The organism is Streptomyces sp. NPDC003327 (genome assembly GCF_053589515.1).
Map to the genome: position 1 here is coordinate 82,105 of NZ_JBSFSA010000017.1, position 23,256 is coordinate 105,360.

Sequence of the window (23,256 nt, forward strand, 5' to 3'; positions counted from 1 at the left end):
TGAGGGACAACGGGAAACGATCAGCAGGGGAGTTGGCGATGGCCAAGGGGAAGACCGCGTACAGCTGTGGACTGGACGCGGCCGTCGACGTCGTCGGGGGCAAGTGGAAGCCGCTCATCCTCTGGGCGCTCCACGCCCACGCGCCGGTCCGCTTCGGGGAGCTCCGCCGGATGGTCGCCGGGGTGAGCGAGAAGATGCTGGTCCAGCAGCTGCGCGAGCTGGAGGCGGACGGGGTGGTCCACCGGGAGATCTACCGGGAGGTCCCGCCCCGCGTGGAGTACTCGCTCACGGAGCTCGGCGAGGCGCTGAACACGGCGCTGCTGCCCCTGGGGGAGTGGGGCGACCTCTTCATGGCCGAGATCATCGCCCGCAAGGAGGCCCGGGCCGCCTGACCCACCCCGGACACCCGTCCCGAGGCTCCGCCCGTCAACGGCGCGACCGTCCGGGGCGGTCCCCCTTGGGAGGGACGGAACCCCGCCGCCACGCCGGGGCGCAAACCCGCCACGGGGGCCCGGAGCCCTTGTCCCGACTGGGATCCGGGGATTCCGCCGGGATTCGCGCGGCGCGGGTGGCACGCAGCACGACTAACGAAGGGTTATGGTGGAAACCCCCCCTCGGGCCGGTCCGTATCCCCCCCCACGGACCGGCCCGTTTTCTTTCCCGCGGCCCCCCCGCCGCTTCCCGCCCCCCCGCGTCGGCTCAGCCCCGTCGGCTCAGCCCCGTCGGCTCAGCCGCGTCCGGCCCAGATGTTCGTGCCCTCGGTGTCGACCGCGAACGAGTCGATCTCCCTGAGCTCCTCGTCCGTGAGCGGGGCGCCCGCGAGCGCCCCCACGTTCTCCTCCAGCTGGGCGACGCTCGACGCGCCGATCAGCGCCGAGGTCATCCGCTCGTCGCGCAGCACCCACGCGAGCGCCAGCTGCGCCAGCGACTGCCCGCGCCGCTCGGCGATGTCGGCGAGGCCGCGCAGGCGCCGCAGCACCTCCTCGGAGAGCAGGTTCGGGTCGAGGGACTTGCCCTGGGTGGCCCGGGAGCCCTCCGGGATGCCCTTCAGGTACTTGTTGGTCAGCAGCCCCTGCGCCAGCGGCACGAAGGAGATGCAGCCCATCCCGGCCGCCTCCAGCGTGTCGAGGAGGCCGTCCTCCTCGGTCCAGCGGTTGATCATGGAGTACGAGGGCTGGTGGATGAGGGCCGGGACGCCCATCTCGCGCAGGATCCGGGCCGCCTCGGCGGTCTGCTCGCTGGTGTACGAGGAGACGCCGACGTACAGCGCCTTGCCCTGCTGCACGGCGGAGGCCAGGGCCCCCATCGTCTCCTCCAGCGGGGTGTGCGGGTCGAAGCGGTGCGAGTAGAAGATGTCGACGTAGTCGAGGCCCATCCGCGCGAGGGAGGCGTCGAGCGAGGACATCAGGTACTTCCGGGAGCCCCACTCGCCGTACGGGCCGGGGTGCATCAGATAGCCGGCCTTGGTGGAGACGATCAGCTCGTCCCGGTAGGGCGCGAAGTCCTGGGCGAAGAGCTTGCCGAAGTTGAGCTCGGCGGAGCCGGGCGGCGGCCCGTAGTTGTTCGCCAGGTCGAAGTGGGTCACGCCGAGGTCGAAGGCGCGGCGCAGGATCGCGCGCTGCGTGTCGAGCGCCCGGTCGTCGCCGAAGTTGTGCCAGAGGCCGAGGGAGATCGCCGGCAGCTTGAGGCCGCTGCGGCCCGTGCGGCGGTACTCCATGGCGTCGTAGCGGTCCGCGGAGGCGCGGTAGAGGGGGGAATCAGTCACGTATCTCTGCTTATCACGGACTTGTGACAGTGCCCGACGGAGTTGTGACGGTCCCGGACTGGGAGCCCGTCGCCCGTGCGCAGTAGTGTGGCGGCTTGCGGACCGCCGCCCATGGAGGGGTAAAGAACAGTGAACCTGCGCGACCTGGTGTACGGGCTCTACGCACGCCGGGTGGAAGGCCGTCTCGACCACGCCCAGGTGCCCAAGCACATCGGGGTCATCCTCGACGGGAACCGTCGCTGGGCGAAGGCGTCCGGCGGGACCCCGGAGCAGGGACACAAGGCCGGCGCGGACAAGATCCAGGAGCTGCTCGGCTGGTGCGCCGAGACGGACGTCGAGGTCGTCACGCTCTGGATGCTCTCCACGGACAACCTGAACCGGCCCGAGGAGCAGCTCGTGCCGCTGCTCGCCATCATCGAGGACGCCGTGCGCGCCCTGGCCGCCGACGGCCGCTGGCGGGTGCACCACGTGGGGACGCTCGACCTGCTGCCCGCCCGCACCCAGTCCGTACTGAAGGAGGCCGAGCAGGCCACCGACGGCAACACCGGAATACTGGTGAACGTCGCGGTGGGCTACGGCGGTCGCCAGGAGATCGCGGACGCGGTCCGCTCGCTGCTCCTGGAGCACGCGGAGAAGGGGACGAGCTTCGAGGAGCTCGCGGAGATCGTCGACGTCGAGCACATCTCCGAGCACCTGTACACGCGCGGCCAGCCCGACCCGGACCTGGTCATCCGCACCAGCGGCGAGCAGCGCCTCTCCGGTTTCATGCTGTGGCAGAGCGCCCACTCGGAGTACTACTTCTGCGAGGTCCACTGGCCGGCCTTCCGCAAGGTCGACTTCCTGCGGGCGCTGCGCGACTACGCCGCCCGGCACCGCCGCTACGGCACCTGAGGTCCGGAGCCGGGGCCCGGATCCCGGGAACACGACACCGCCCGCCGGGAGGTCCCGGGGGCGTCACCGCACGTTCATGTACGCGCCGTCATATGCCGTGGCATGGCGGCGTCCGTACAAGGGAATAAGCCTGGTGAAGTGAGCGGCACGGAGACCGCCACCCGGGAGGCCCCTTGAACCAGGACGTCCGTGCGGGACACGCACGGGAGGAGCGGAGGGCCGGTGCTCGGCCCGCTCACGGCGGTTCGTTCCCGGTCCCATTCCGCAGCGACACAGGTTCCGTCGCACCCCGACCTCAAACGGGTCGTCAGAGGGGGTCTGTCCTTCCGTGGTGACCAGCACGAAGCGCCGCCTTTCAGACCGGCGCACCTATGTTCTCGACACCAGCGTCCTGCTGGCCGACCCCAGCGCCATGTCCCGCTTCGACGAGCACGAGGTCGTGCTCCCGATCGTCGTGGTGACCGAGCTGGAGGCCAAGAGGCACCACCCCGAACTCGGCTACTTCGCCCGGCAGGCCCTGCGGCTGCTCGACGACTTCCGGGTCCGCTACGGACGCCTCGACGCCCCGCTCCCCGTGGGGGACCTGGGCGGCACCCTGCGTGTCGAACTCAACCATTCCGATCCCGGCGTCCTTCCCGCCGGCTACCGGTTGGGGGACAACGACTCACGGATCCTCGCGGTCGCGCGCAACCTCCAGGCGGAGGGGTACGACGTCACGGTCGTCTCCAAGGACCTGCCGCTGCGCATCAAGGCCTCCTCGGTCGGGCTGCTCGCCGAGGAGTACCGCGCGGAACTCGCCATCACCGACAGCAACGGCTGGACCGGGATGTCCGAGCTCGCGCTCTCGGCCGAGCAGGTCGACCTGCTCTACGACGAGGATCGGCTGTACGTGCCGGAGGCGGCCGAGCTGCCGGTCCACACGGGCCTGGTGCTCCAGTCCGAGCGGGGCAAGGCGCTCGGCCGGGTCACGCCGGACGGGAACGTCCGCCTGGTGCGGGGCGACCGGGAGGCCTTCGGCATCCGGGGCCGCAGCGCCGAGCAGCGGATCGCCCTCGACCTGCTCCTCGACCCGGACGTCGGCATCATCTCGATGGGCGGCCGGGCCGGCACGGGCAAGTCCGCGCTCGCGCTCTGCGCGGGCCTGGAAGCCGTCCTGGAGCGCCGTCAGCACCAGAAGGTGATGGTGTTCCGTCCGCTGTACGCCGTCGGCGGCCAGGAGCTCGGCTATCTGCCGGGCAGCGAGGCCGAGAAGATGAGCCCGTGGGCGCAGGCCGTCTTCGACACCCTGTCGTCGGTGGCGAGCCGCGAGGTCATCGAGGAGGTGCTCGGCCGCGGGATGCTGGAGGTGCTGCCGCTCACCCACATCCGGGGCCGCTCGCTGCACGACGCGTTCGTGATCGTGGACGAGGCCCAGTCCCTGGAGCGGAACGTCCTGTTGACCGTTCTGTCCAGGATCGGGGCGAATTCCCGGGTCGTGCTGACCCACGACGTGGCCCAGCGGGACAACCTGCGGGTCGGCCGGTACGACGGAGTCGTCGCCGTGGTCGAGAAGCTGAAGGGGCATCCGCTCTTCGCGCACGTCACCCTCACCCGCTCGGAGCGCTCGCAGATCGCCGCGCTCGTGACCGAAATGCTGGAGGACGGTCAGCTCTGAACGAGATGTCCTGATTGATGCTCCCTTGACGGCATAAGGGAGTTGGCGCCGCCCGGCAGAGCGCAGGAGCTTAGCCGGGCGGCGCTCCGCTGTCCGCAGCAATCGCCAAAACCCGTGTGCCTGAAGAGGTGTGAGCTTTCACACGCAACTCGGAATTGCCTTGCGGTGTCGCCGTCCGGCAGAGTCTTGCTTCCGTCAGGCCCCCGCATACGGCACACGTGCATCCTCAGGGACGCGCAGCACCACACAACTCCACAGACGCCGCCGTATGCCGCCCACAGCACCACGGGCCCGTGTCTTCTGTGACCGAGTACGTCGGAGACCAGCGCCAGGGGCACGATTTCGCCCGCGTGGTCACCTGTGCGGGCGATGCTGGAAGGAAACCGTGTGAGCCGGATCTCGGTCCGGGGATTCGCGGTGGCTTCGGCCACTGCGGTCACCACCGTCGGCGCCGTCGTCGGCGTTGCCTCGGGCAACGCCGTGCAGCCCGCGGACGACAACTTCGAGGCCACCGCGGCCGACACCACGCTGCTCGCGGACATTCCCGCGGGCGAGCAGGCGCAGGTACAGGTCTCGTCCCTCGCGGAGCAGGCGGACGTCCAGGCCGCCGCGGCCGACGCCACCGCGCGCAAGTCCGCGGAGGAGGCGGCCCGCTACCAGGCCGCCAAGGACGCCGAGGCGAAGAAGAAGGCGGCCGACCAGGCCGAGAAGGAGCGCAAGGAGGCCGAGGAGCGCGAGAAGCGCGAGGCCGAGGAGCGCGCCAGCCGCGACGCCGCCCGCGAGATCGGCACCTACTCGGGACCGGTCCAGGGCTCGTACTCCGTCGCGGAGGTCAAGGCGATCGCCCGTCAGATCGTGCCCGCCTCGCAGTTCCAGTGCTTCAGCACCATCGTGGACCACGAGTCCAGCTGGAACTACCGCGCGACCAACCCGTCTTCGGGCGCCTACGGTCTCATGCAGGCCCTGCCGGGCTACAAGATGCAGTCGGCCGGCGCCGACTGGCAGACCAACCCGGCCACCCAGATCAAGTGGGGCCTCAACTACATGAACGACCGCTACGGCAGCCCGTGCGAGGCCTGGGACTTCTGGCAGGCCAACCGCTGGTACTAGACCCGGCGTGCTCAACCTCCCGACGCCCCTCACCGTCCTACGGTGAGGGGCGTCGTGCGTGTAGGTTCGAAGGCCGCGGACTCCACGGGGGAACACCGCGTCGTGGACGGCGGGCGGGGGAAGAGGAACGACATGTCGAGACTGCCGAGGTGGCTGGGCCGGCTGGGCGAGGGCCTGAGCCGGATCGGCGCGCACCTGGACGAGCGAAGGGCCGAGGCCGAACGGGACGACCCGATCGGTCCGCCGTACGGGGACGGGGGCGCCGCTCGCGGGCTGGGTGCCGCCCGGGACCGGACCGCGCCGACCGGGGACGGAGACGCGGGAGGGGCCACGGCCGCGTCCACCGGGCCGGCCGGGGGGACGGAGGGCCCCGCGAGCGGGGGTACCGCCCTGGAGGCCGGCCTCTCGGTCCCCCCGCCGCCCGCGTACGCCCCCGCCGTCGCCGCCCGCCCCGACCCCGCCGCCGCCATCCCGTGGGGCATGCGCGTGGCCGCCGAGGCCGGGTGGCGCCTGCTCGTCCTCGCCGGCACGGTCTGGGTCCTGATGAAGGTGATCAGCTCCGTGCAGCTGGTCGTCCTCGCCTTCGTCGCGGCCCTCCTCGTCACCGCCCTGCTCCAGCCGACCGTCGCCCGGCTGCGGAAGGCCGGACTGCCCCGGGGCCTCGCCACCGCCGTCACCGCCGTCTCCGGCTTCGTCGTGATGGGCCTGGTCGGCTGGTTCGTGGTCTGGCAGGTCATGGACAACATCGACAACCTGTCCGACCGGGTCAGGGACGGCATCGAGGAGCTGAAGCGCTGGCTCCTCGACAGCCCGTTCCACGTGACCGAACAGCAGATCAACGAGATCGCCAAGAACCTCAGCGACACCATCGGCGCCAACGCCGAGCAGATCACCTCCGCCGGGCTCCAGGGCGTGACCGTGATCGTGGAGGCCATGACCGGCATCCTGCTCGCCATGTTCTCCACCCTCTTCCTGCTCTACGACGGGAAGAAGGTCTGGGAGTGGACGCTCCATCTCGTCCCCGCGCAGGCCCGGCCGGGCGTCGCCGGGGCCGGCCCGCGCGCCTGGCGCACCCTCACCGCCTATGTGCGCGGCACGGTGCTCGTCGCCCTCATCGACGCCGTCTTCATCGGCCTCGGGCTGTGGTTCCTCGAGGTGCCGATGGCGGTGCCGCTCGCCGTCTTCATCTTCCTCTTCGCCTTCATCCCGCTGGTCGGTGCCGTCGTCTCCGGCGCGCTCGCCTGTGTCGTCGCCCTCGTCACCAACGGGGTGTTCACCGCCCTCATGGTGCTCGTCGTCGTCCTCGCCGTACAGCAGATCGAGGGCCACGTCCTCCAGCCCTTCATCCTGGGCCGGGCCGTCCGGGTGCATCCGCTCGCCGTCGTCCTCGCCGTCGCGGCCGGCGGTCTGACCGCCGGCATCGGTGGTGCCGTGGTCGCGGTCCCGCTGGTCGCCGTCACCAACACCGTCGTCGGCTACCTCCGCGCGTACGCCACCGAACAGGCCCTCCGCAGCACGCCCGAGCCGCGCGGCGCGACCGCCTTCGAGGTGGCGCCGACGCCGGCGCCCGGCGCGACGGGCGGCTCCCCGAGCGGCTCCGCGGGCGTTCCGACGGGACCGAAGGGGGACGCGTGATCTCCGAACCCGAACTGGTGGACGGCTCCGGCTTCGACGCCCCCGACGTGCTCACCGACGCCCCGCCGCCGCGCCCGCCGCGGGCCCGCCGCCCCTGGCCGTGGGCGCTCGGCGGCGCGCTGCTCGCCTCCGCCGTGTGGGCCGGCGGCCTCTACGCGTACGGGCAGAAGCAGGAGACCGGCCCCGACCTCGCCGGGTACGCGCACGTCGAGAACCTCTGCGAGGCGGCGGAACTCAAGGCGCTCACCGCGGCCCTGGGGGACCGGGGACAGGACGGCACCGGCTTCGTCGTGAACGAACCGGAGATCAGCGAGTCCTCGTGCATGGTCGCGTTCGGTCCGGCGAACAGCGGGCTGAGCCTGGACATCACGTACACCCTGCACAAGGTGGTCGACCCGGGGCCCGAGTTCGCGGTGCGGGCCGAGCAGTTCGGTGTGATCCAGGCGGTCGGCGGCATCGGCGAGCGGGCCTTCTTCGACGACCAGGGCGGGGAGGGCGGGACCCTGCGGGTCCTCGACGGCCAGGCGGAGTTCCTCCTCAACCTGAACCGCTCGTACTCCGAGGTCGACGGGAAGCTGGTCGAGACCGCCCCGGTCGACCTCACCGGGATCGACGTCCCCATGATCCAGGACACGCTCGCACTCATGGCCGCGCTCAAGAAGTAGCGGCCGGGGGGCCGCGGACACGGAAAGGGCCCCGGGGCGTTGCATGCCCCGGGGCCCTTCCCCGCGTTCCGTACGGACCGCTCCGCGCCGACTACTCGGCGAGGACGGCCTCCGCGTCCAGCGTGACGCCGACCGCCTGGATCACCGAGGCGATCTTGACGGCCTCCTGGATCGTCTCGCGGTCGACACCGGCCTGGCGCAGGACCTGCTCGTGCGAGTCCAGGCACTGGCCGCAGCCGTTGATGGCGGAGACGGCCAGCGACCACAGCTCGAAGTCGACCTTCTCGACGCCCGGCTTGCCGATGACGTTCATCCGCAGACCGGCGCGCATCGTCCCGTACTCCGGGTCCGACAGCAGGTGCCGGGTCCGGTAGAAGACGTTGTTCATCGCCATGATCGCGGCGGCGGCCTTGGCGGCCTCGTACGCCTCGGGCTTCAGGTTGGCCTGCGCCTCCGGCTCCAGCTCCTTGAGGACCTTCGGCGAGCGCGAGGCGATCGCGCAGGCCAGGACGGTGCCCCAGAGCTGCTGCTGCGGCAGCTCGCTGTTGCCGATCACCGAACCGAGGTTCAGCTTCAGGTCCTTGGCGAAGTCCGGGATGGCGGCCTTCAGTTCGTCCAGAGCCATGTCAGATCACTCGCCCGAGAGGAGAGCGGCCGCGTCGAGGGTGCTCTCGCCCTTGTTCCAGTTGCACGGGCACAGCTCGTCGGTCTGCAGGGCGTCCAGGACCCGCAGGACCTCCTTGGGGTTACGGCCGACGGAGCCGGCGGTCACCATGGTGAACTGGATCTCGTTGTTCGGGTCCACGATGAAGACCGCACGCTGCGCGAAGCCGTCCTCGCCCTCGACGCCGCAGTCGCGCATGAGCTCGTGCTTCGAGTCGGCGAGCATCGGGAAGGGCAGGTCACGCAGGTCGGCGTGGTCCTTGCGCCAGGCGTGGTGGACGAACTCGGAGTCGCCGGAGACGCCGAGGATCTGGGCGTCGCGGTCCTCGAACTCGTCGTTCAGCTTGCCGAACGCGGCGATCTCGGTGGGGCAGACGAACGTGAAGTCCTTCGGCCAGAAGAACACCACGCGCCACTTGCCCTCGTAGGCCTTGTGGTCGATCTGCTCGAACTCCTTGCCGCTCTCCAGCGACACGCAGGCGGTCAGGTCGTAGGTGGGGAACTGGTCACCGACAGTGAGCACGCGCTCTCCTTGCACAGTGGAAGGATCCCTTTTGGGGGCTTCCGTGAGGGGTTGGACGTCTCACATCCTGGCACGGGGTGCATTGATCAGGGAAATAGCTAGAGTGGCTCGTGTTGATCGAAGGTGGTTATCAGTGGCATCCCCGTACGGCCCCTCCCGCACCAAACAGCCCAGTCTTTCCCAGCTCAGAGCGTTCGTGGCGGTCGCCGAGCATCTGCACTTCCGCGATGCCGCGGCCGCCATCGGCATGAGCCAGCCCGCCCTCTCGGGCGCGGTTTCGGCACTCGAAGAGGCACTCGGTGTCCAGCTCCTCGAGCGTACGACGCGGAAGGTGCTGCTCTCGCCCGCCGGGGAGCGGCTCGCGAGCCGCGCCCGGACCGTCCTCGACGCCGTCTCCGAGCTCCTGGAGGAGGCCGAGGCCGCGCAGGCGCCCTTCACCGGGGTGCTGCGGCTCGGCGTCATCCCGACGGTCGCGCCCTACCTGCTCCCGACGGTGCTGCGCCTGGTCCACCGCCGCTACCCGGAGCTCGACCTCCAGGTCCACGAGGAGCAGACCTCCTCGCTCCTCGACGGGCTCGCCGCCGGACGGCTCGACCTGCTGCTGCTCGCGGTGCCGCTCGGCGTCCCCGGCGTCACCGAACTGCCGCTCTTCGACGAGGACTTCGTGCTCGTCACCCCGCAGGGCCATCCGCTCGCCGGGCGCGACGACATCCCCCGCGAGGCCCTCAAGGGGCTCCGGCTGCTGCTCCTGGACGAGGGGCACTGCCTGCGCGACCAGGCCCTCGACATCTGCCGGGAGGCCGGGCGGACGGACGGGGCCGAGGTCACCACGACGGCCGCCGGCCTGTCGACCCTGGTGCAGCTGGTGGCCGGCGGGCTCGGGGTGACGCTGCTGCCGCGCACGGCGGTCACCGTCGAGACCGCCCGGAACACCGCCCTGTGGACCGGCCTCTTCGACGACCCGGCGCCCTCGCGCCGGATCGCCCTCGCCATGCGGACCGGGGCCGCCCGCGGCGCCGAGTTCGAGGAGCTCGCGCAGGCACTGCGGGGCGCCCTGAAGGGCCTGCCGGTCCGGGTCCTCGACCCTGAGGCGTGAGGACGCGCAGACCTGAGGGCCCGGAGACCTGAGGTCCCGGAGGCCTGAGCGCCCGGACGCGGCGCAGGGCGGCGGGCGTACGCCAAGGGGCTCCCGCCGCCCCCCGGCGACGGGAACCCCTCCTCGTACACGAATGCGACGGGTTACTCGGTGCGCAGGCCGTCCGCCCGCATCAGCCGCCACAGCACCGGCAGGCTCAGCAGCGTCACCGCCGCGATCAGGGCGAGGCCGATCCCGGTCACCGGCAGGAAGACCCACCAGTCGAGGACCTGTTGTCCCGTCATCCGCAGCAGGACGGTCCCGAGGCCGAGCCCGCCCGCCACGGACAGGGCGAGCCCGAGGGCGATCGGCACCGCCGTCTGCCACAGCACCGACCAGCTCAGGGTGGAGCGCCGCGTTCCGAAGGCGACGAGCGAGGAGAGCAGCCGCTTGCGGTCCCGGAGCTGTTCGAGCGTGGCCACCAGGAGCGACGCCGCGACCAGGAGCATCGTCAGGGTCGAGCCGACGAGGATGCCGGTGCGGACGCTGGAGAACGCCGCGTCCCGCTCGGTCTCCTTCAGGTCGCGGACCCAGGAGGTCGGGTCGATCGCCGCCGCCGTGTTCCGTACGAACTCGGCGGCGTCGGGCACGGCCGGGTCGAGCCGCACCATGGTCTGCGCGTCGGGCTCGTCGAGCAGGGCCGCGTCGATCGCCGAGGGCGTGGCGAGGACTCCGTACTGGTACATGCCGGTCGGGTCGGGGCGCGCGTCCACGGTCCGGGCGTCCGCGGGGATGCGCCACTGCGGCAGCGGACCGCCCTTCGGGTGTCGCGGCGTGCTCGGGTGCGGGTACGGGTCGCGCAGGAGGACCGTGGCGCCGGGCCGGGCGGCCCGCGTGACGAAGGAGTCGTCCGGGTTGCCCTGCGCGCCGTGCGCGAGGAAGACGAAGACGTCGCCGTCGGCGCAGGACGGCAGCTCCGCGTACTCCCCGAGGGAGGCGCAGTCGCCGACCCGGATCGAGGCCGCCGGGGCGAACTCCTCGCCGGGCTTCAGGGGTCCGGGCCGCCACACCTGCGACTCGACGGTGCCGATCACGCCGGTGACGCCCTTAGTCCGCGCGAAGCGGCTGATCGTCGCGCGGGCCTCCTCGGCGTTCCGGGCGTCGGTGCCGACCGCGATCTGCGCGCGGGCCGTGTCCTGCCCGGTGAGCTGGGTGAACTCGTTCTCCATGGCCTGGAACAGCATCTGGAGGGCGATCGCCCCGGTCGCGGCGACGACGATCCCGCTGACCGCGCGGGCCGCCGTGCCGCTGCTCAACTGGAGCCTGCGGACCGCGAGCTGCCAGGCCACGGGCCCGGCGTGCAGCCGCTTCACCGCGGCCTCGACCAGCCAGGGCAGCAGGCTGGTGAGCCCGATCAGGGCGAGCGTGGTGCCGGCCGTGACGCCGACGGTGTCGATGCTCGTCCGGGTCACCTCGACGCTGCCCATGAGCGGTACGAGCAGGGCCGCGCCGGCCGCGAGGAGGAGCAGCCGCCACCAGAGCCGGCGGCGGCGCGGCGGCGCGGTCCGCACGACGCCGAGCGGCTCGATCGCCACCCCGCGCAGCGCTACGAGCGTGACGACCACCGAGGCGACGGGGACGACGACGAGGACGAGCGCGGCGAGCGCGGGCATCGGCACGACGTCGGAGGGGTAGGCGTTGACGTCCCAGATCGTGCAGGCCCCGGCGAGCTTCCGGGCCGCCGCGAAGAGTCCGCCGCCGACGACGAGACCGAGCAGCGCGCCCGCCAGGGACTCGCCGGCCGCGATCCGCCGGGTCGTGGCGGTGTCCGCGCCGACGAGCCGGAGCGCGGCGAGCCGCCGGTCGCGCTGCTCGCCGCCGAAGCGGACGGCGGTCGCGACGAAGACCAGCACGGGCAGGAGCAGGACGACGCAGGCGACGACGACGAGGAGGACGAGGAAGGCGTTCATCGGCTCCTCGGGCACCGACCAGCCGTAACGGGTGCCGCGTCCGTCGAAGTTCTCGGTTTCGAGGAAGTCGACGTGGGCGACGTAGCGCAGTTCGGCCGGGCCGATGAGCCCGGCCTGCCCGATCGTTCCGGCGATCTCGTACGGGATCCGTTCCCTGAGCAGCGCGCCCTCGGGGGAGTCGAGCAGCTCGCGGAGCGCGGGGGAGACCAGCATCTCGCCGACGGCGGGGAACGCGTCCGCGCCGGGCGGGACCGGGGGCGCGTCGCCCTCGGGGCGCAGCAGCAGGCCGGAGACGACGTCGTCCCGGTAGACGGTGCCCACGCCGAGGTGGAGGAAGGAGTCGGCGCGGGGGGAGGTGACCTGCTCGCTGCCGTCGACGGCGCGGACCGACTCGCGCACCTCGCGCTGGAAGAGCATGTTCGGGAAGGACGCGGCGAGCAGCAGCAGCGCCACGCCGAAGCCGACGCCGGTGGCGGTGAGGAGGGTGCGCAGGAGGCCGGAGCGGCCGCCGGTGGTGGCGAAGCGGGCGCCGAGGGCCAGGTCGCGTGCCCAGACGCGGAGCCTCATGCCGCCCACTCCGTGTCCCGTACCGAGCCGTCCCGTACGACGACCTCGCGGTCGGACCAGGCGGCGACGCGGGCCTCGTGGGTGACGAGGACGACGGCGGCGCCGGTGTCCCGGGAGGCGTCGGTGAGCAGGCGCATCACGCGCTCGCCGTTGAGGGAGTCGAGGGCGCCGGTGGGTTCGTCGGCGAAGATCACGCGCGGGGCGGTGACGAGCGCGCGGGCGACGGCGACGCGCTGGCCCTGGCCGCCGGATATCTCGCCGGGGCGCTTGCCCGCGGTGTCGTCGACCTCCAGCCGGGCGAGCCACTCGGTGGCCCTGGCCTCGGCGGCCCTGCGCCGTTCGCCGGCCAGCCGGAGCGGCAGGGCCACGTTCTCGGCGCAGGTCAGCTCGGGCACGAGCTGGCCGAACTGGAAGACGAAGCCGAAGTCGGTACGGCGCAGGGCGCTGCGCCGGGCGTCGGAGAGGGCCGTCAGCTCGCGCCCGTCGTAGGTGATGGTGCCGGCGTCCGGGCGGACGATCCCGGCGAGGCAGTGCAGGAGCGTGGACTTGCCGGAGCCGGAGGGGCCCATGACGGCGACGACCTCGCCGGCCCGGAGCGTGAAGTCGGCGCCGGAGAGCGCGGGCGTCGGCCCGTACGCCTTGTCGAGTGCGGTGGCCCGCAGCAGCGGGGTGGCCGTGGTCATCGGCGGACCTCCGCGGCGAGGCCGTCGAGCCGGGCGGCGGTGAGTTCCAGCCAGCGCAGGTCGGCTTCGAGGTGGAAGAGGGCGTGGTCGCAGATGAGCTGGTCGGCGAGGTCTCCGTCGCGCTTGCGCCGGGTGAGCTCCCGCATCAGGCGGAGGTGCTCGGCGCGCTGGGTGTCCAGCAGCTCGGCGGCCCCGCGCCCGGTCATGAGGGCGAGGACGACCTTGGTGTAGAGCGTCGACTGGAGGTACGGCTCCGGCTTCTCGGGGGTCGCGAGCCACCGCTCGACATCGGTGATGCCGGCCTCGGTGATCGCGTACCGCTTCCGCTCGGGGCCGCCGCCCGCCTCGATGCCGTCGACGACGACGAGTCCGTTCTTCAGGAGCCGGGACATCGTCGAGTAGACCTGCCCGTAGTGGAGGGGCCGGTCGTGACCGAACCGCTCGTCGAAGGCGCGCTTGAGGTCGTAGCCGTGGCGCGGCCCGGACTCCAGGAGCCCGAGGAGAGTGTGACCGATGGACATGACCTCACTCTACACGGCGTGTATACCCACGATGTATAGCGAGGGGTGGTTATCCGGAACCGAACATTCATGCAACCATCGCGCCCCCGCGAGCGTCGGTTCCCCTGGGCGTGGGTGCTGATTCTCACGTCCGGAAAAGACGGGATCGGTTGCCCTATGTCTGCATCGTCGGTGTTAGCTTGCTGAGCCGATCCGGCGCGGAGACACCGGGCCGAGACGCCGAGACGACGACGAGCGGAGCGACGCAACCCATGGGCCGACCGGACACAGCCAAGGCGAAGAAGCGCGGCATACGCCGCTTCTTCACCTGGAAGAAGCTCCTGGGCACCTTCTTCGCGTGCTGCCTGATCGCCCTGGGCGCCCTGTACGTCGTCTACCTGCTGGTCCCGGTCCCCACGGCCAACGCCGAGGCGACCATGCAGAGCAACATCTACAAGTACGCCAACGGCAAGATCCTCGCCCGCACCGGAGAGATCAACCGCGAGATCGTCGGCCTGGAGAAGATCCCCGAGCCGGTCCAGAAGGCTTTCGTCGCCGCCGAGAACAAGAGCTTCTACCGGGACAACGGCGTCGACATCAAGGGCACCACCCGCGCCGCCTGGAGCACCGTCACCGGCCAGGGCAAGCAGGGCGGCTCGACCATCACCCAGCAGTACGTCAAGAACTTCTACCTGAGCCAGGACCAGACGGCGACCCGCAAGCTCAAGGAAATGGTCATCGCCGTCAAGGTCGACCAGCAGATGTCCAAGAACGACATCCTGGCCGGCTACATGAACACGAGCTACTACGGCCGCTCCGCCTACGGCATCCAGGCCGCCGCCCGCTCGTACTACGGCGTCGACGCCTCCCGCCTCACCACCGCCCAGGGCGCCTACCTCGCCTCCCTGCTCCAGGCGCCCAACCAGTACGACTGGACCTCCGCCAGCGCCACCGGCCGCAAGCTCGTCGAGGAGCGCTGGAACTACGTCCTCGACAACATGGTCGGCGAGGGCTGGCTCTCCGCCTCCGAGCGCGCCGCCATGAAGTTCCCCGTGCCGCAGAAGCCCAAGCCGCTGCCCGGCATGGAGGGCCAGACCGGCTACATCGTCGAGGCCGCCAACCAGGAGCTGATGCGCCAGGGCGTCAGCGAGGAGGACATCAAGGCCGGCGGCTGGACGATCACCCTCACCATCGACGAGAAGCGGCAGAAGGACCTCGTCCGGGCGGTCAACGACCAGCTGGAGGCCAAGCTCGACCGCAAGGGCGACAAGAAGGACGCCACCGTCCAGGCCGGCGCCACCTCCGTCGACCCGAAGACCGGTGCGATCGTCGCCCTGTACGGCGGCGTCGGCGCCACCGAGCACTGGATGTCCAACGCCACCCGCCGCGACTACCAGCCCGCCTCCACCTTCAAGCCCGTCGTCCTCGCCTCCGCCATCGAGAACGACGCGGTCACCCAGGACGGACGCGCGATAGGACTCGGCACGGTTTACAACGGCGACACCCGGACGCCGGTCGTCGGCAGCGACATCCCGTTCGCGCCCGAGAACGAGGACGACCGCAGCTGGGGCCCCGTCACCGTGCAGCGCGCCACCAACAAGTCCATCAACTCGGTCTTCGCCCAGATGATCGTCGACGTCGGCCCGCGCAACGCCAAGAAGACCGCCCTCGCCCTCGGCATGAAGGACGGCGCGGACTTCGGCGAGACCCCCGCCATGTCCCTCGGCACCATGGGCGCCTCCACCGTCGACATGGCCGGCGTCTACGCCAGCCTCGACAACCACGGCCGCAAGGTCACCCCGACCCTGGTGAAGGCCGCCACCCACAAGGACCGCACCGTCGAGACCGTACGGGGCATCGGCCCCCAGGCCATCAGCCGCGCGGCCGCCGACACCGCCACCAAGGCCATGATGGGCGTCATCACGGACGGCTCCGGCTTCCGCGCCGCCGGCGACTACGAGGCCGCGGGCAAGACCGGCACCTCCGAGAACAACCGTTCCGCCTGGTTCGTCGGCTACACCCCCGAACTCGTCACCGCCGTCGGACTCTTCGGCGAGGACGCCAAGGGCAACCAGGTCACCCTCACCGACACCATCAACCCGGGCCGCGCCAACGGCGGCCGCACCCCCGCGCAGATCTGGGGCGACTACACCACCCGGGCGCTCGGCGGCGGCTCCGACGCCCGCTTCGAGCTGGAGACCGAGGGCGGCGGCTCCGCCGAGCCCGACCCGGAGCCCACCGGGACCAGCGAGTCCCCCGAGGCGACCGACGAGCCGACCGACGAGCCGACGACGGCGCCCCCGACCACCGACCCGGTGACGACGCCGCCGACCACCGGCCCGGTCACCACACCGCCCGCCACCGACCCGGTCACCACGCCCCCGCCCACCGTGGAGCCGACGACGGACGAGCCGTCCCCGCCCCCGTCCATCGAGCCGCCGGACGTCACCGACCCCGAACAGGGCACGGACGGCAACCGCCCGCCCCCCTCGCAGTGACGGAAACGGCCGGCCCCCTCGGGGGCCGGCCGTCCTCGTTCCCGTACGCGCGTTCGCGGCGCGACTCCTCAGGTGCGGGTCGCCAGCTCGAACCAGACCACCTTGCCGCCGGAGAGCCGCGTCGCCCCCCACCGCCGCGCCAGCCGGTTCACCAGGAACAGGCCGCGCCCGCCCTCGTCCGTGTCCCGCGCCCGCCGCTGCCGCGGCAACTGCGGTGAGTCGTCGCCGACCTCGCACCGCAGGACGTCCGTCCGCAGCAGCCGCAGGGTCACCGGCCGCTCCGCGTACCGCACGGCGTTGGTCACGACCTCGCTGATCAGCAGCTCGACCGAGTCCGTCAGCTCCTCCAGGTCCCAGCGGGCCAGCGCCCGCCGCGCCAGCCGCCGGGCCCGCCCCGGAGCCGCGTCCTCCGGCTCCAGGAACCAGTACGCCACGTCGCTCGGCGCGATCCCGTCGAAGCGGGCCGCGAGCAGCGCGATGTCGTCGTCCCGGTCGCCGGGCCCCAGCATGTCGAGCACGTCGTCGCAGAGCGCCTCCAGGGGCGGCGCGTGGTCGGGCCCGGTCAGCTGGGCGGTCGCGGCCAGCCGCTCCCGCAGCTGCTCGATCCCGGTCCACACGTCCCGCAGCCGGGACTCCACCAGACCGTCCGTGTAGAGGAGCAGCGTGGCACCCGCCGGGGCGTCGAGCTCGACCGCCTCGAAGTCCACCCCGCCGACCCCGATCGGGGCGCCGGGCGGCACCCGCAGCACCTCGGCGCGCCCGCCGAGATGGAGCAGTATGGGCGGCGGGTGACCGGCGTTGGCGACGGTGATCCGGTGCGAGACCGGGTCGTACACCGCGTACATGCAGGTCGCCATGCGGTTCTCGCCGAGCCTCTGCGCCTGCTCGTCCAGGTGGTGCAGCACCTCCTGCGGCGGCAGGTCGAGCCCGGCCAGGGTCTGCGCGGTCGTGCGCAGCTGGCCCATGATCGCCGCCGAGGTCATGGAGTGGCCCATCACGTCACCGACGACGAGCGCGACCCGGCTGCCCGGCAGCGGGATCGCGTCGTACCAGTCGCCGCCGACCCGGGCCGTCTCGGCCGCGGGCAGGTAGCGCGAGGCGAGGCGCACCCCGGTCGGCTGCGGCAGCGAGTCCGGCAGCATCGTCCGCTGGAGCTCGTCCGCGATGTACGCCTCGCGGCCGTACAGCACGGCCTTGTCGATGCCGAGCGCGGTGTGGGTGGCCAGCTGTGCGGCGACCAGCAGGTCGTTCGGCTCGAAGCCGGCCCGTTCGGTGCGGCGCAGGAACACCGCGGCGCCGATCACCCGGCGCCGGCCGCGCAGCGGGGCGAGCACGGCGCGCAGTCCCCGGGGCAGCGGGTGCTCGGCGCCGAGGAGTTCGGCCAGGGCGGCGCGGGCGGCCGCGGAGTCGCCGAAGACCGGCCGCACCCCGCGCAGCACCTCGGCGAGAGCCCCGCCGGACCGCACCTCGCACAGCTCGGCCGCCGGCGTCGGATCGGGATCGGGTACGAGGACGAGCTCCTCGCCCTCCAGTTCCGTTAACCGGAGCCGGTCGGTGCGGCGCAGCCGCAGCACGAACGGGGCCACCGGGCGCTCGTCGCCGACCGGCAGCGGATCGCGCAGGTAGACCAGGATCTCGTCGGAGAAGGTGGGCACGGTGGCCCGGCAGAGGCCCAGGACGATCTCGTCCAGGTCGAGGCCGCGCGCGATGCGCCGGGTCGCGGCGCCGACGAACCGGAGCCGGTCGCCCTCCTGCCGCCCGTCCCCGGTCCTGCGCCCGCCGGGGCTCTGCGGGGAGACGGCCATGGCGACGGCCCCGGCGGCCCCGGTGTTCCCGCCGGCTCCGGTCGGCCCGGGGGCGGCGGGCGGGCCGACGGACGACCCGGTGGGCGACCCGGTGGGCGGTGCGCCCACCGCCGCGCCCACCGTCGCGGCCCCGGGCTGCGCGGGTAGGTCGGAGGGGTCGGAGGGCAGGCCGGCGGCCGCCGCCTCCTGGCGGGGGCGCGCGCGTTCCTGCGGCCGGGCAGCCAGGGGCTGTCGGCCTTCGTGGGAGGTGGGATGCTCCGTCACGCGTGGGATTCCGTCCGTCCGGGCCGGTGGTGCGCTGTACTCGCTCTTCTGGCCGATGCCGCGCCTTCGCCGGGGATAAACCCCTCGTATGCAGCGGATGCGGACGTTCCGCGAGTGGTGGCGACGACAGGGGCCGGAACACCCGGGCACACGTCGGGCACTGCGCTCCCCCTCATGGATGACTGGTAATCAGGTGCTCTGCTGCGATCGGTCGTTGACGTGCTGTTCGGTCGGTCCGACGCCGTGTCCGATCGATCTGACGTGTCGTTCGATCGGTCCCGGTCCTGGCCTTGCGGAGGACGATCCTACGTTTGCACCCGGGGGGCGCATCAAGGGTCTCACGGCGCCGTGTGCGCCGGAGTGCGGTCCCAGTCCGCCGGCAAGTGCGGCACCCGCCAGGCGGGATCGGGCCGCCACTGCTCCCAGCCGTCGGCGAACGGCGCGCCCCAGGCCCGGATCTGCTCCACCGCCCGCTGCCCCGCGGACCTCACCCGCTCGGCCTGCGCGGCGTCCATCAGCCCGGCCCGCTGGGCCTGCGCGAACTCGTCCTCGTCCCGCCACAGCCAACTGCGGTCGGGGTAGACGGAGATGTCGAGGAAGTGGTCCTCGGAGTCGACGCCGCCGGCCCAGCGGGTGCGCGGCTCCTCCAGGTTCACGTACCAGCTGCGGAAGCGCCAGCCGCGCTCCCAGAACAGCCAGACCGACCACGGGTCCGCCGGACGGGCCAGCTTGAGCACCCCGCTGCCGAACCAGCGCGCGCGTTCGACGGTGCGCGGGGCGGTGTAGCGGGTGGCGAGCGGCTCCTCGTGCACGGCCCGGCCGTCGGCGAGGACGGGGCGCACGCACTCGGTGCCGGGCGCCATCCACACGGCGAGCAGCTCGGGGGTGTCCTGGACGACGGTCACCGGGCGGCAGATGTGCACGTCTCCGGTGCCGTTGCCGCGGTAGCGCCAGAGGATGTGCTCCCCCGGCGCCCAGTGCTGAGGGCCGCCCGATCCTGTCATGCGCAGATCTTAGGGGCGCGCCCCCGCCACCGCTGCGGTACGGGTCACGGATGAGTCATGCGCAGGACGTCGAGCGCCTCGTCCAGCTGCTCGACCGTCAGGTCGCCCCGCTCGACGTACCCGGACTCCAGGACCACCTCGCGGATGGTCTTGCGCTCGGCCAGGGAACGCTTGGCGACCTTGGCGGCCTCCTCGTAGCCGATGTACTTGTTCAGCGGGGTCACGACGGACGGCGAGGACTCGGCGTACTCGCGGGCCCGTTCGGCGTTGGCGGTGACGCCGTCGACCGTGCGGTCGGCGAGCAGCCGGGCGGCGTTGGCCAGGAGCCGTACGGACTCCAGCAGGTTCTTGGCCATCACCGGCAGCATCACGTTGAGCTCGAAGTTCCCGGCCGCGCCCGCCACCGCCACCGTGGTGTCGTTTCCGGTCACCTGCGCGGCGACCATCAGGACGGCCTCCGGGATCACCGGGTTGACCTTGCCGGGCATGATCGAGGAGCCGGGCTGGAGGTCGGGGAGGTTGATCTCGCCGAGGCCGGTGCGCGGGCCGCTCGCCATCCAGCGCAGATCGTTGGCGATCTTGGTGAGGGAGACCGCGACGGTCCTGAGCTGACCGGACGTCTCCACCAGGGCGTCGCGGGCGCCCTGCGCCTCGAAGTGGTCCCTGGCCTCGGTCAGCGGCAGCCCGGTCGCCCGCGCCACCTCCGCGATGACGGCCGCCGAGAAGCCCGGCGGGGTGTTGATGCCGGTGCCCACCGCCGTACCGCCCAGGGGGAGTTCGGCGAGCCGGGGGAGCGCGGAGCGCAGCCGCTCGACGCCGTACCGGACCTGCGCGGCGTACCCGCCGAACTCCTGGCCCAGGGTGACCGGGGTGGCGTCCATCAGATGCGTACGGCCCGACTTCACGACCGTCGCGAATTCGGCCGATTTTCGCTCCAGGGATTCGGCCAGACGGTCGAGCGCCGGAATGAGGTCGCGGGTGACGGCGGCGGTGGCCGCGATGTGGATGGAGGACGGGAAGACGTCGTTGGAGGACTGCGAGGCGTTGACGTGGTCGTTGGGGTGGACCTCGCGGCCCTCGGGGAGCCGCTCCGTGGCGAGCGTGGCCAGGACCTCGTTGGTGTTCATGTTGGACGAGGTGCCCGAACCGGTCTGGAAGACGTCCACCGGGAAGTGCGCGTCCCAGCGCCCCTCGGCGACCTCCCGCGCCGCCGACGCGATCGCCTCCGCCCGGTCCGCGTCGATCACGCCGAGTTCGGCGTTGACCCGGGCGGCGGCCGCCTTGATCCGGGCCAGGGCCTCGATGTGGGCCCGCTCCAGGCGCTGGCCGGAGACGGGGAAGTTCTCCACCGCCCGCTGGGTCTGCGCCCGCCACTTGGCGTGCGCGGGGACCCGCACCTCACCCATGGAGTCGTGCTCGATGCGGTACTCGTCCGTGTCGTTCATGTCTCTCAACCTCCCGTAAAAGATGAGCACTTGTCTTGTTCGATGTATTCCCAAGGCGCGTACCGGCCAGTAAAAACCGTGGGTAACCCCACCTCCAGGAGGCGCAGTGAAGCGCACCAGGTCCAGGCTCCGCCGGTCCGTCGCGGCCGTCGCCGCCGCGGCGGCGGTCCTCGGCAGCATGACCGCAGCCGTCCCCGCCGGCGCGGCCGACACGAGCACCGCGACCGGAATCACCTCCGTACCGCTCTCCCCCGAACTGGAGGCGATCCGGGCCGCCGAGGCCACCCGCATCTACGGCAGCCCCGAGGAACGCCCGCTCGACCAGCGCAGGACCGGTCTCATCTCGCTCGGCGACAGCGAGATCTCCGGCGAGGGCGTCGGCACCTACGAACCCCCCACCAACGGCCCCACCAACTGGTGCCACCGCTCCCCGGACGCCGCCATCCACCGCACCGGCATACCCGCCGACCTCACCTTCAACGTCTCCTGCTCCGGCGCCCACAGCGGCAACATCCGCATCGGCGGCTCCCGCCAGTACGCCGACGAGCTGGTCCAGAGCGACAACCTCGCCGTCAAGGCCCGCAACACCCGCATCAAGATGGTCCTGCTCGTCTCCGGGGCCAACGACGACCTCCAGTTCGGCCCGGTCATGACCGACTGCGTCCAGCGCTTCGTCCTCAGCCAGGGCCCCTGCGAGCCGAAGTACGCCCCCGGCTGGCAGTCCCGCGTCGACGCGCTCGTCCCCAAGACCGAACAGGTCGTGCGCGACCTGCGGACCGTCATGCGCGACGCCGGCTACGCCGACGGCGACTACAAGCTCGTCGTCATGGGCTACCCCAGCCCCATCGGCCCCGACTTCCGCGACAACCCCGGCTTCCCCGGCAAGCTCGCCTGCGGCGGCATGGGATACGACTCCGACACCGTCTGGGGCCGCGACTCCGCCGTCCCCGCCTTCGAGCGCGGCATGCGCAGGGTCGCCGCCGCCACCGGCGCCGTCTACCTCGACAACTCCCGGCTCTTCCACGGCCACGAGGTCTGCATGGAGGACACTTGGGCCCGCGGCCTCTACGTCGACCTCTCCAAGCCGGGCGGCATCGACGAGAACTCCGTGCGCCAGTCCTTCCACCCCAACAGGAGCGGCCACGCCGCCTTCGCCTCCTGCCTGACCCAGCTGTACGCCTCCGGCCTGCGCGAGGCGAGCTGCGCCGACGTCAACTCCTCCGGCACGCCCGTCCTCTTCCCGTACGCCTGGGACGACGTGTACCGGCCGCTCAGGAACCAGGCGACCGGCAGCTGTCTCGACGTCGACGGCGCCCGTTCCGCCAACGGCACCGGCGTCCTCGGCTGGGACTGCCACGGCGGCCGCAACCAGAACTGGTGGTACGACTCCGCCCGCCGGACCGTCCACACCGCACTCACCCAGGACCGCTGCCTCGACGTCCCGGCCGCCGAGTACCGGACCGGCAAGGCCCTCGTCCTGTGGAACTGCCACGGCGGCACCCACCAGACGTTCGTCCGCGACGGCGCCACCCTCCGGCCCGCCGCCGCGACCGGACTCTGCCTCACCCACGGCGCCCCGAAGGAGCCGGTCCGGCTCCAGACGTGCGACGGCTCGGCGAACCAGCGGTTCGCGTAGGTTCCCGAAGGTCCGCGTCGGTCCGCGTGGCTCCGCGCGGGAGCGCTCGGACGCCGTGGCCCCCCGGCCGGTGCGGGACGGGGGGCCACGGTCATGGACGGAGCCACCGGCGGCCGGGACGGCCGTCCTCGGAGCGGCCTGACCGTCCTCAGAGCGGCTTGACCGTGCTGCGGGCCAGCTCGTATGCGGGGAGCATCGCCCGGTGCTCCGCCGTGTCCATGCCGCCGAGGTGCACGATCACGGTGCCCTTGGGGGCCTCGACCGCGAACGCCCGCTCCTCCTTGGTCTCGCCCAGGGCCTCGTTGTGCACGGTGTACGTGACCTCCGTGGCCGGCAGCGCGCCCGCCTTCGTCTCCCGGTAGGTGACGCCCGAGGTCTTCTCCTCCGCCTTCACGAACCCTTCGAGGGCCGCCCGCGCCGTCCCCGCGTTCTTCGGGGCCGTCCACACCCGCAGGAAGCCGACGTGCCCGGCCGGCTTGGCGTCCACCTCGCAGCGGACGGTCGCCGGGCCCTGACGCGTCAGCGCCGCGAAGTCCGGGTTGTCGGTGTCGCGGACCACCTCCGGCTCCCAGCCGGCGGTGAGCGTGAAGGAGACGGGCAGCGCGCAGACCGTCTCGCGCCCGCCGAGGGTGCCCGCCGCGACGGGCGCGGGGGCGGTGCTCGCCGTCGCGGTCGCCGCCGGGGGCACCGTCGTCGGCTTCCCGGAGGCCGGAACCTCGGGCTTCGGGGTCGTACCGCAGGCGGCCGTCAGCAGCCCGGCCGCGAGCAGGCCGGCCACGGGAAGCGCCCTGCGTATCGGAAGGGGTCTCTCAGACATGGCCCCATGATCCCCGAGCCCCCGCCCCGCTGCTCGACGCCCACCCCGCGGACCAGGGCGCCCTCGTCGTGGACGACGGCTCCGAG

The 23,256-nt window shown here is 72.2% G+C and carries 19 protein-coding genes; 9 read left to right on the top strand and 10 right to left on the bottom strand.

Features of this window, described 5'->3' with window-relative positions:
- The first annotated feature begins 38 nt into the window (after window positions 1-38).
- Window positions 39-392: a winged helix-turn-helix transcriptional regulator gene (locus ACWDVG_RS16675; protein WP_451699921.1), complete on the top strand. Its 354-nt coding sequence runs from the start codon at window positions 39-41 to the stop codon at window positions 390-392.
- Window positions 393-727: 335 nt separating this feature from the next.
- Here ACWDVG_RS16675 and mgrA read toward each other — a convergent pair whose 3' ends face one another.
- Window positions 728-1,765, bottom strand: a complete 1,038-nt coding sequence (gene mgrA / locus ACWDVG_RS16680) for an L-glyceraldehyde 3-phosphate reductase (RefSeq protein ID WP_451699922.1) — start codon at window positions 1,763-1,765, stop codon at window positions 728-730.
- 129 nt (window positions 1,766-1,894) lie between these two features.
- On the opposite strand from mgrA, the gene ACWDVG_RS16685 reads away from it, so the two are divergent.
- The 5 genes from ACWDVG_RS16685 (at window position 1,895) to ACWDVG_RS16705 (ending at window position 7,720) form a co-directional block, all read left to right on the top strand.
- Window positions 1,895-2,656 (top strand): isoprenyl transferase, encoded by a 762-nt coding sequence (locus tag ACWDVG_RS16685; RefSeq protein WP_451699923.1) that lies wholly within the window; start codon window positions 1,895-1,897, stop codon window positions 2,654-2,656.
- Window positions 2,657-2,984: 328 nt separating this feature from the next.
- Complete coding sequence (locus ACWDVG_RS16690) at window positions 2,985-4,310, top strand: PhoH family protein (protein WP_451699925.1); 1,326 nt, start codon at window positions 2,985-2,987, stop codon at window positions 4,308-4,310.
- Between the two features lie 387 nt (window positions 4,311-4,697).
- On the top strand, window positions 4,698-5,420 hold the full coding sequence (locus tag ACWDVG_RS16695) for an aggregation-promoting factor C-terminal-like domain-containing protein (protein WP_451699926.1): 723 nt from the start codon (window positions 4,698-4,700) through the stop codon (window positions 5,418-5,420).
- Window positions 5,421-5,552: 132 nt separating this feature from the next.
- On the top strand, window positions 5,553-7,055 hold the full coding sequence (locus ACWDVG_RS16700; RefSeq protein WP_451699927.1) for an AI-2E family transporter: 1,503 nt from the start codon (window positions 5,553-5,555) through the stop codon (window positions 7,053-7,055).
- The gene (locus tag ACWDVG_RS16705; protein ID WP_451699928.1) at window positions 7,052-7,720 is read left to right on the top strand and encodes a hypothetical protein; all 669 of its coding nucleotides are present in this window, start codon (window positions 7,052-7,054) and stop codon (window positions 7,718-7,720) included. The genes ACWDVG_RS16700 and ACWDVG_RS16705 overlap by 4 nt, the downstream gene beginning before the upstream one ends.
- A 91-nt stretch (window positions 7,721-7,811) precedes the next feature.
- Here the strand turns inward: ACWDVG_RS16705 and ACWDVG_RS16710 are convergent, their stop codons facing one another.
- On the bottom strand, window positions 7,812-8,345 hold the full coding sequence (locus ACWDVG_RS16710; protein WP_451699929.1) for an alkyl hydroperoxide reductase: 534 nt from the start codon (window positions 8,343-8,345) through the stop codon (window positions 7,812-7,814).
- Window positions 8,346-8,351: 6 nt separating this feature from the next.
- Window positions 8,352-8,906 carry a peroxiredoxin gene (locus ACWDVG_RS16715; RefSeq protein WP_451699930.1) on the bottom strand — a complete coding sequence of 185 codons (555 nt, stop codon included), beginning with the start codon at window positions 8,904-8,906 and terminating at the stop codon, window positions 8,352-8,354.
- Between the two features lie 133 nt (window positions 8,907-9,039).
- Between ACWDVG_RS16715 and ACWDVG_RS16720 the strand changes: the two genes are divergently transcribed.
- Window positions 9,040-10,002, top strand: coding sequence for a LysR substrate-binding domain-containing protein (locus ACWDVG_RS16720; RefSeq protein ID WP_451699931.1), 963 nt, complete (start codon window positions 9,040-9,042; stop codon window positions 10,000-10,002).
- A 143-nt stretch (window positions 10,003-10,145) separates the two neighbouring features.
- Here ACWDVG_RS16720 and ACWDVG_RS16725 read toward each other — a convergent pair whose 3' ends face one another.
- Genes ACWDVG_RS16725 through ACWDVG_RS16735 form a run of 3 tightly spaced genes read right to left on the bottom strand, consistent with a single transcriptional unit; the run spans window position 10,146 to window position 13,722 of the window.
- Complete coding sequence (locus ACWDVG_RS16725) at window positions 10,146-12,518, bottom strand: FtsX-like permease family protein (protein ID WP_451699932.1); 2,373 nt, start codon at window positions 12,516-12,518, stop codon at window positions 10,146-10,148.
- Window positions 12,515-13,201, bottom strand: coding sequence for an ABC transporter ATP-binding protein (locus ACWDVG_RS16730; RefSeq protein WP_451699933.1), 687 nt, complete (start codon window positions 13,199-13,201; stop codon window positions 12,515-12,517). The genes ACWDVG_RS16725 and ACWDVG_RS16730 overlap by 4 nt, the downstream gene beginning before the upstream one ends.
- A complete protein-coding gene (locus tag ACWDVG_RS16735; protein WP_451699934.1) occupies window positions 13,198-13,722 on the bottom strand; it encodes a PadR family transcriptional regulator in 525 nt (174 codons plus the stop codon). Before ACWDVG_RS16735 ends, ACWDVG_RS16730 begins: the two co-directional genes overlap by 4 nt.
- 251 nt (window positions 13,723-13,973) lie before the next feature.
- Here ACWDVG_RS16735 and ACWDVG_RS16740 point away from each other — a divergent pair, with 251 nt between their 5' ends.
- Window positions 13,974-16,199: a transglycosylase domain-containing protein gene (locus tag ACWDVG_RS16740; RefSeq protein ID WP_451699935.1), complete on the top strand. Its 2,226-nt coding sequence runs from the start codon at window positions 13,974-13,976 to the stop codon at window positions 16,197-16,199.
- A 68-nt stretch (window positions 16,200-16,267) separates the two neighbouring features.
- On the opposite strand, the gene ACWDVG_RS16745 is transcribed toward ACWDVG_RS16740, so the two are convergent.
- From ACWDVG_RS16745 to ACWDVG_RS16755, 3 genes are all read right to left on the bottom strand, one after another.
- Complete coding sequence (locus ACWDVG_RS16745; protein ID WP_451699936.1) at window positions 16,268-18,268, bottom strand: SpoIIE family protein phosphatase; 2,001 nt, start codon at window positions 18,266-18,268, stop codon at window positions 16,268-16,270.
- Between the two features lie 338 nt (window positions 18,269-18,606).
- A complete protein-coding gene (fomD, locus tag ACWDVG_RS16750) occupies window positions 18,607-19,272 on the bottom strand; it encodes a cytidylyl-2-hydroxypropylphosphonate hydrolase (RefSeq protein ID WP_451699937.1) in 666 nt (221 codons plus the stop codon).
- Between the two features lie 44 nt (window positions 19,273-19,316).
- A complete protein-coding gene (locus ACWDVG_RS16755) occupies window positions 19,317-20,717 on the bottom strand; it encodes a class II fumarate hydratase (protein WP_451699938.1) in 1,401 nt (466 codons plus the stop codon).
- 106 nt (window positions 20,718-20,823) lie between these two features.
- On the opposite strand from ACWDVG_RS16755, the gene ACWDVG_RS16760 reads away from it, so the two are divergent.
- Entirely contained in the window at window positions 20,824-22,353 is a 1,530-nt protein-coding gene (locus ACWDVG_RS16760) for a ricin-type beta-trefoil lectin domain protein (RefSeq protein WP_451699939.1), read from the top strand.
- Window positions 22,354-22,501: 148 nt separating this feature from the next.
- On the opposite strand, the gene ACWDVG_RS16765 is transcribed toward ACWDVG_RS16760, so the two are convergent.
- Window positions 22,502-23,170 carry a lipoprotein gene (locus ACWDVG_RS16765; RefSeq protein WP_451699940.1) on the bottom strand — a complete coding sequence of 223 codons (669 nt, stop codon included), beginning with the start codon at window positions 23,168-23,170 and terminating at the stop codon, window positions 22,502-22,504.
- Window positions 23,171-23,256: the final 86 nt, after the last annotated feature.

Bases quoted from the DNA above. Each gene is read 5' to 3' on its own strand.
- ACWDVG_RS16675 (WP_451699921.1), top strand. From the start codon at position 39: ATGGCCAAGGGGAAGACCGCGTACAGCTGTGGACTGGACGCGGCCGTC.
- ACWDVG_RS16700 (WP_451699927.1), top strand. From the start codon at position 5,553: ATGTCGAGACTGCCGAGGTGGCTGGGCCGGCTGGGCGAGGGCCTGAGC.
- ACWDVG_RS16710 (WP_451699929.1), bottom strand. From the start codon at position 8,345: ATGGCTCTGGACGAACTGAAGGCCGCCATCCCGGACTTCGCCAAGGAC.
- ACWDVG_RS16725 (WP_451699932.1), bottom strand. From the start codon at position 12,518: ATGAGGCTCCGCGTCTGGGCACGCGACCTGGCCCTCGGCGCCCGCTTC.
- ACWDVG_RS16730 (WP_451699933.1), bottom strand. From the start codon at position 13,201: ATGACCACGGCCACCCCGCTGCTGCGGGCCACCGCACTCGACAAGGCG.
- ACWDVG_RS16735 (WP_451699934.1), bottom strand. From the start codon at position 13,722: ATGTCCATCGGTCACACTCTCCTCGGGCTCCTGGAGTCCGGGCCGCGC.
- ACWDVG_RS16740 (WP_451699935.1), top strand. From the start codon at position 13,974: ATGGGCCGACCGGACACAGCCAAGGCGAAGAAGCGCGGCATACGCCGC.
- fomD (WP_451699937.1), bottom strand. From the start codon at position 19,272: ATGACAGGATCGGGCGGCCCTCAGCACTGGGCGCCGGGGGAGCACATC.
- ACWDVG_RS16755 (WP_451699938.1), bottom strand. From the start codon at position 20,717: ATGAACGACACGGACGAGTACCGCATCGAGCACGACTCCATGGGTGAG.
- ACWDVG_RS16765 (WP_451699940.1), bottom strand. From the start codon at position 23,170: ATGTCTGAGAGACCCCTTCCGATACGCAGGGCGCTTCCCGTGGCCGGC.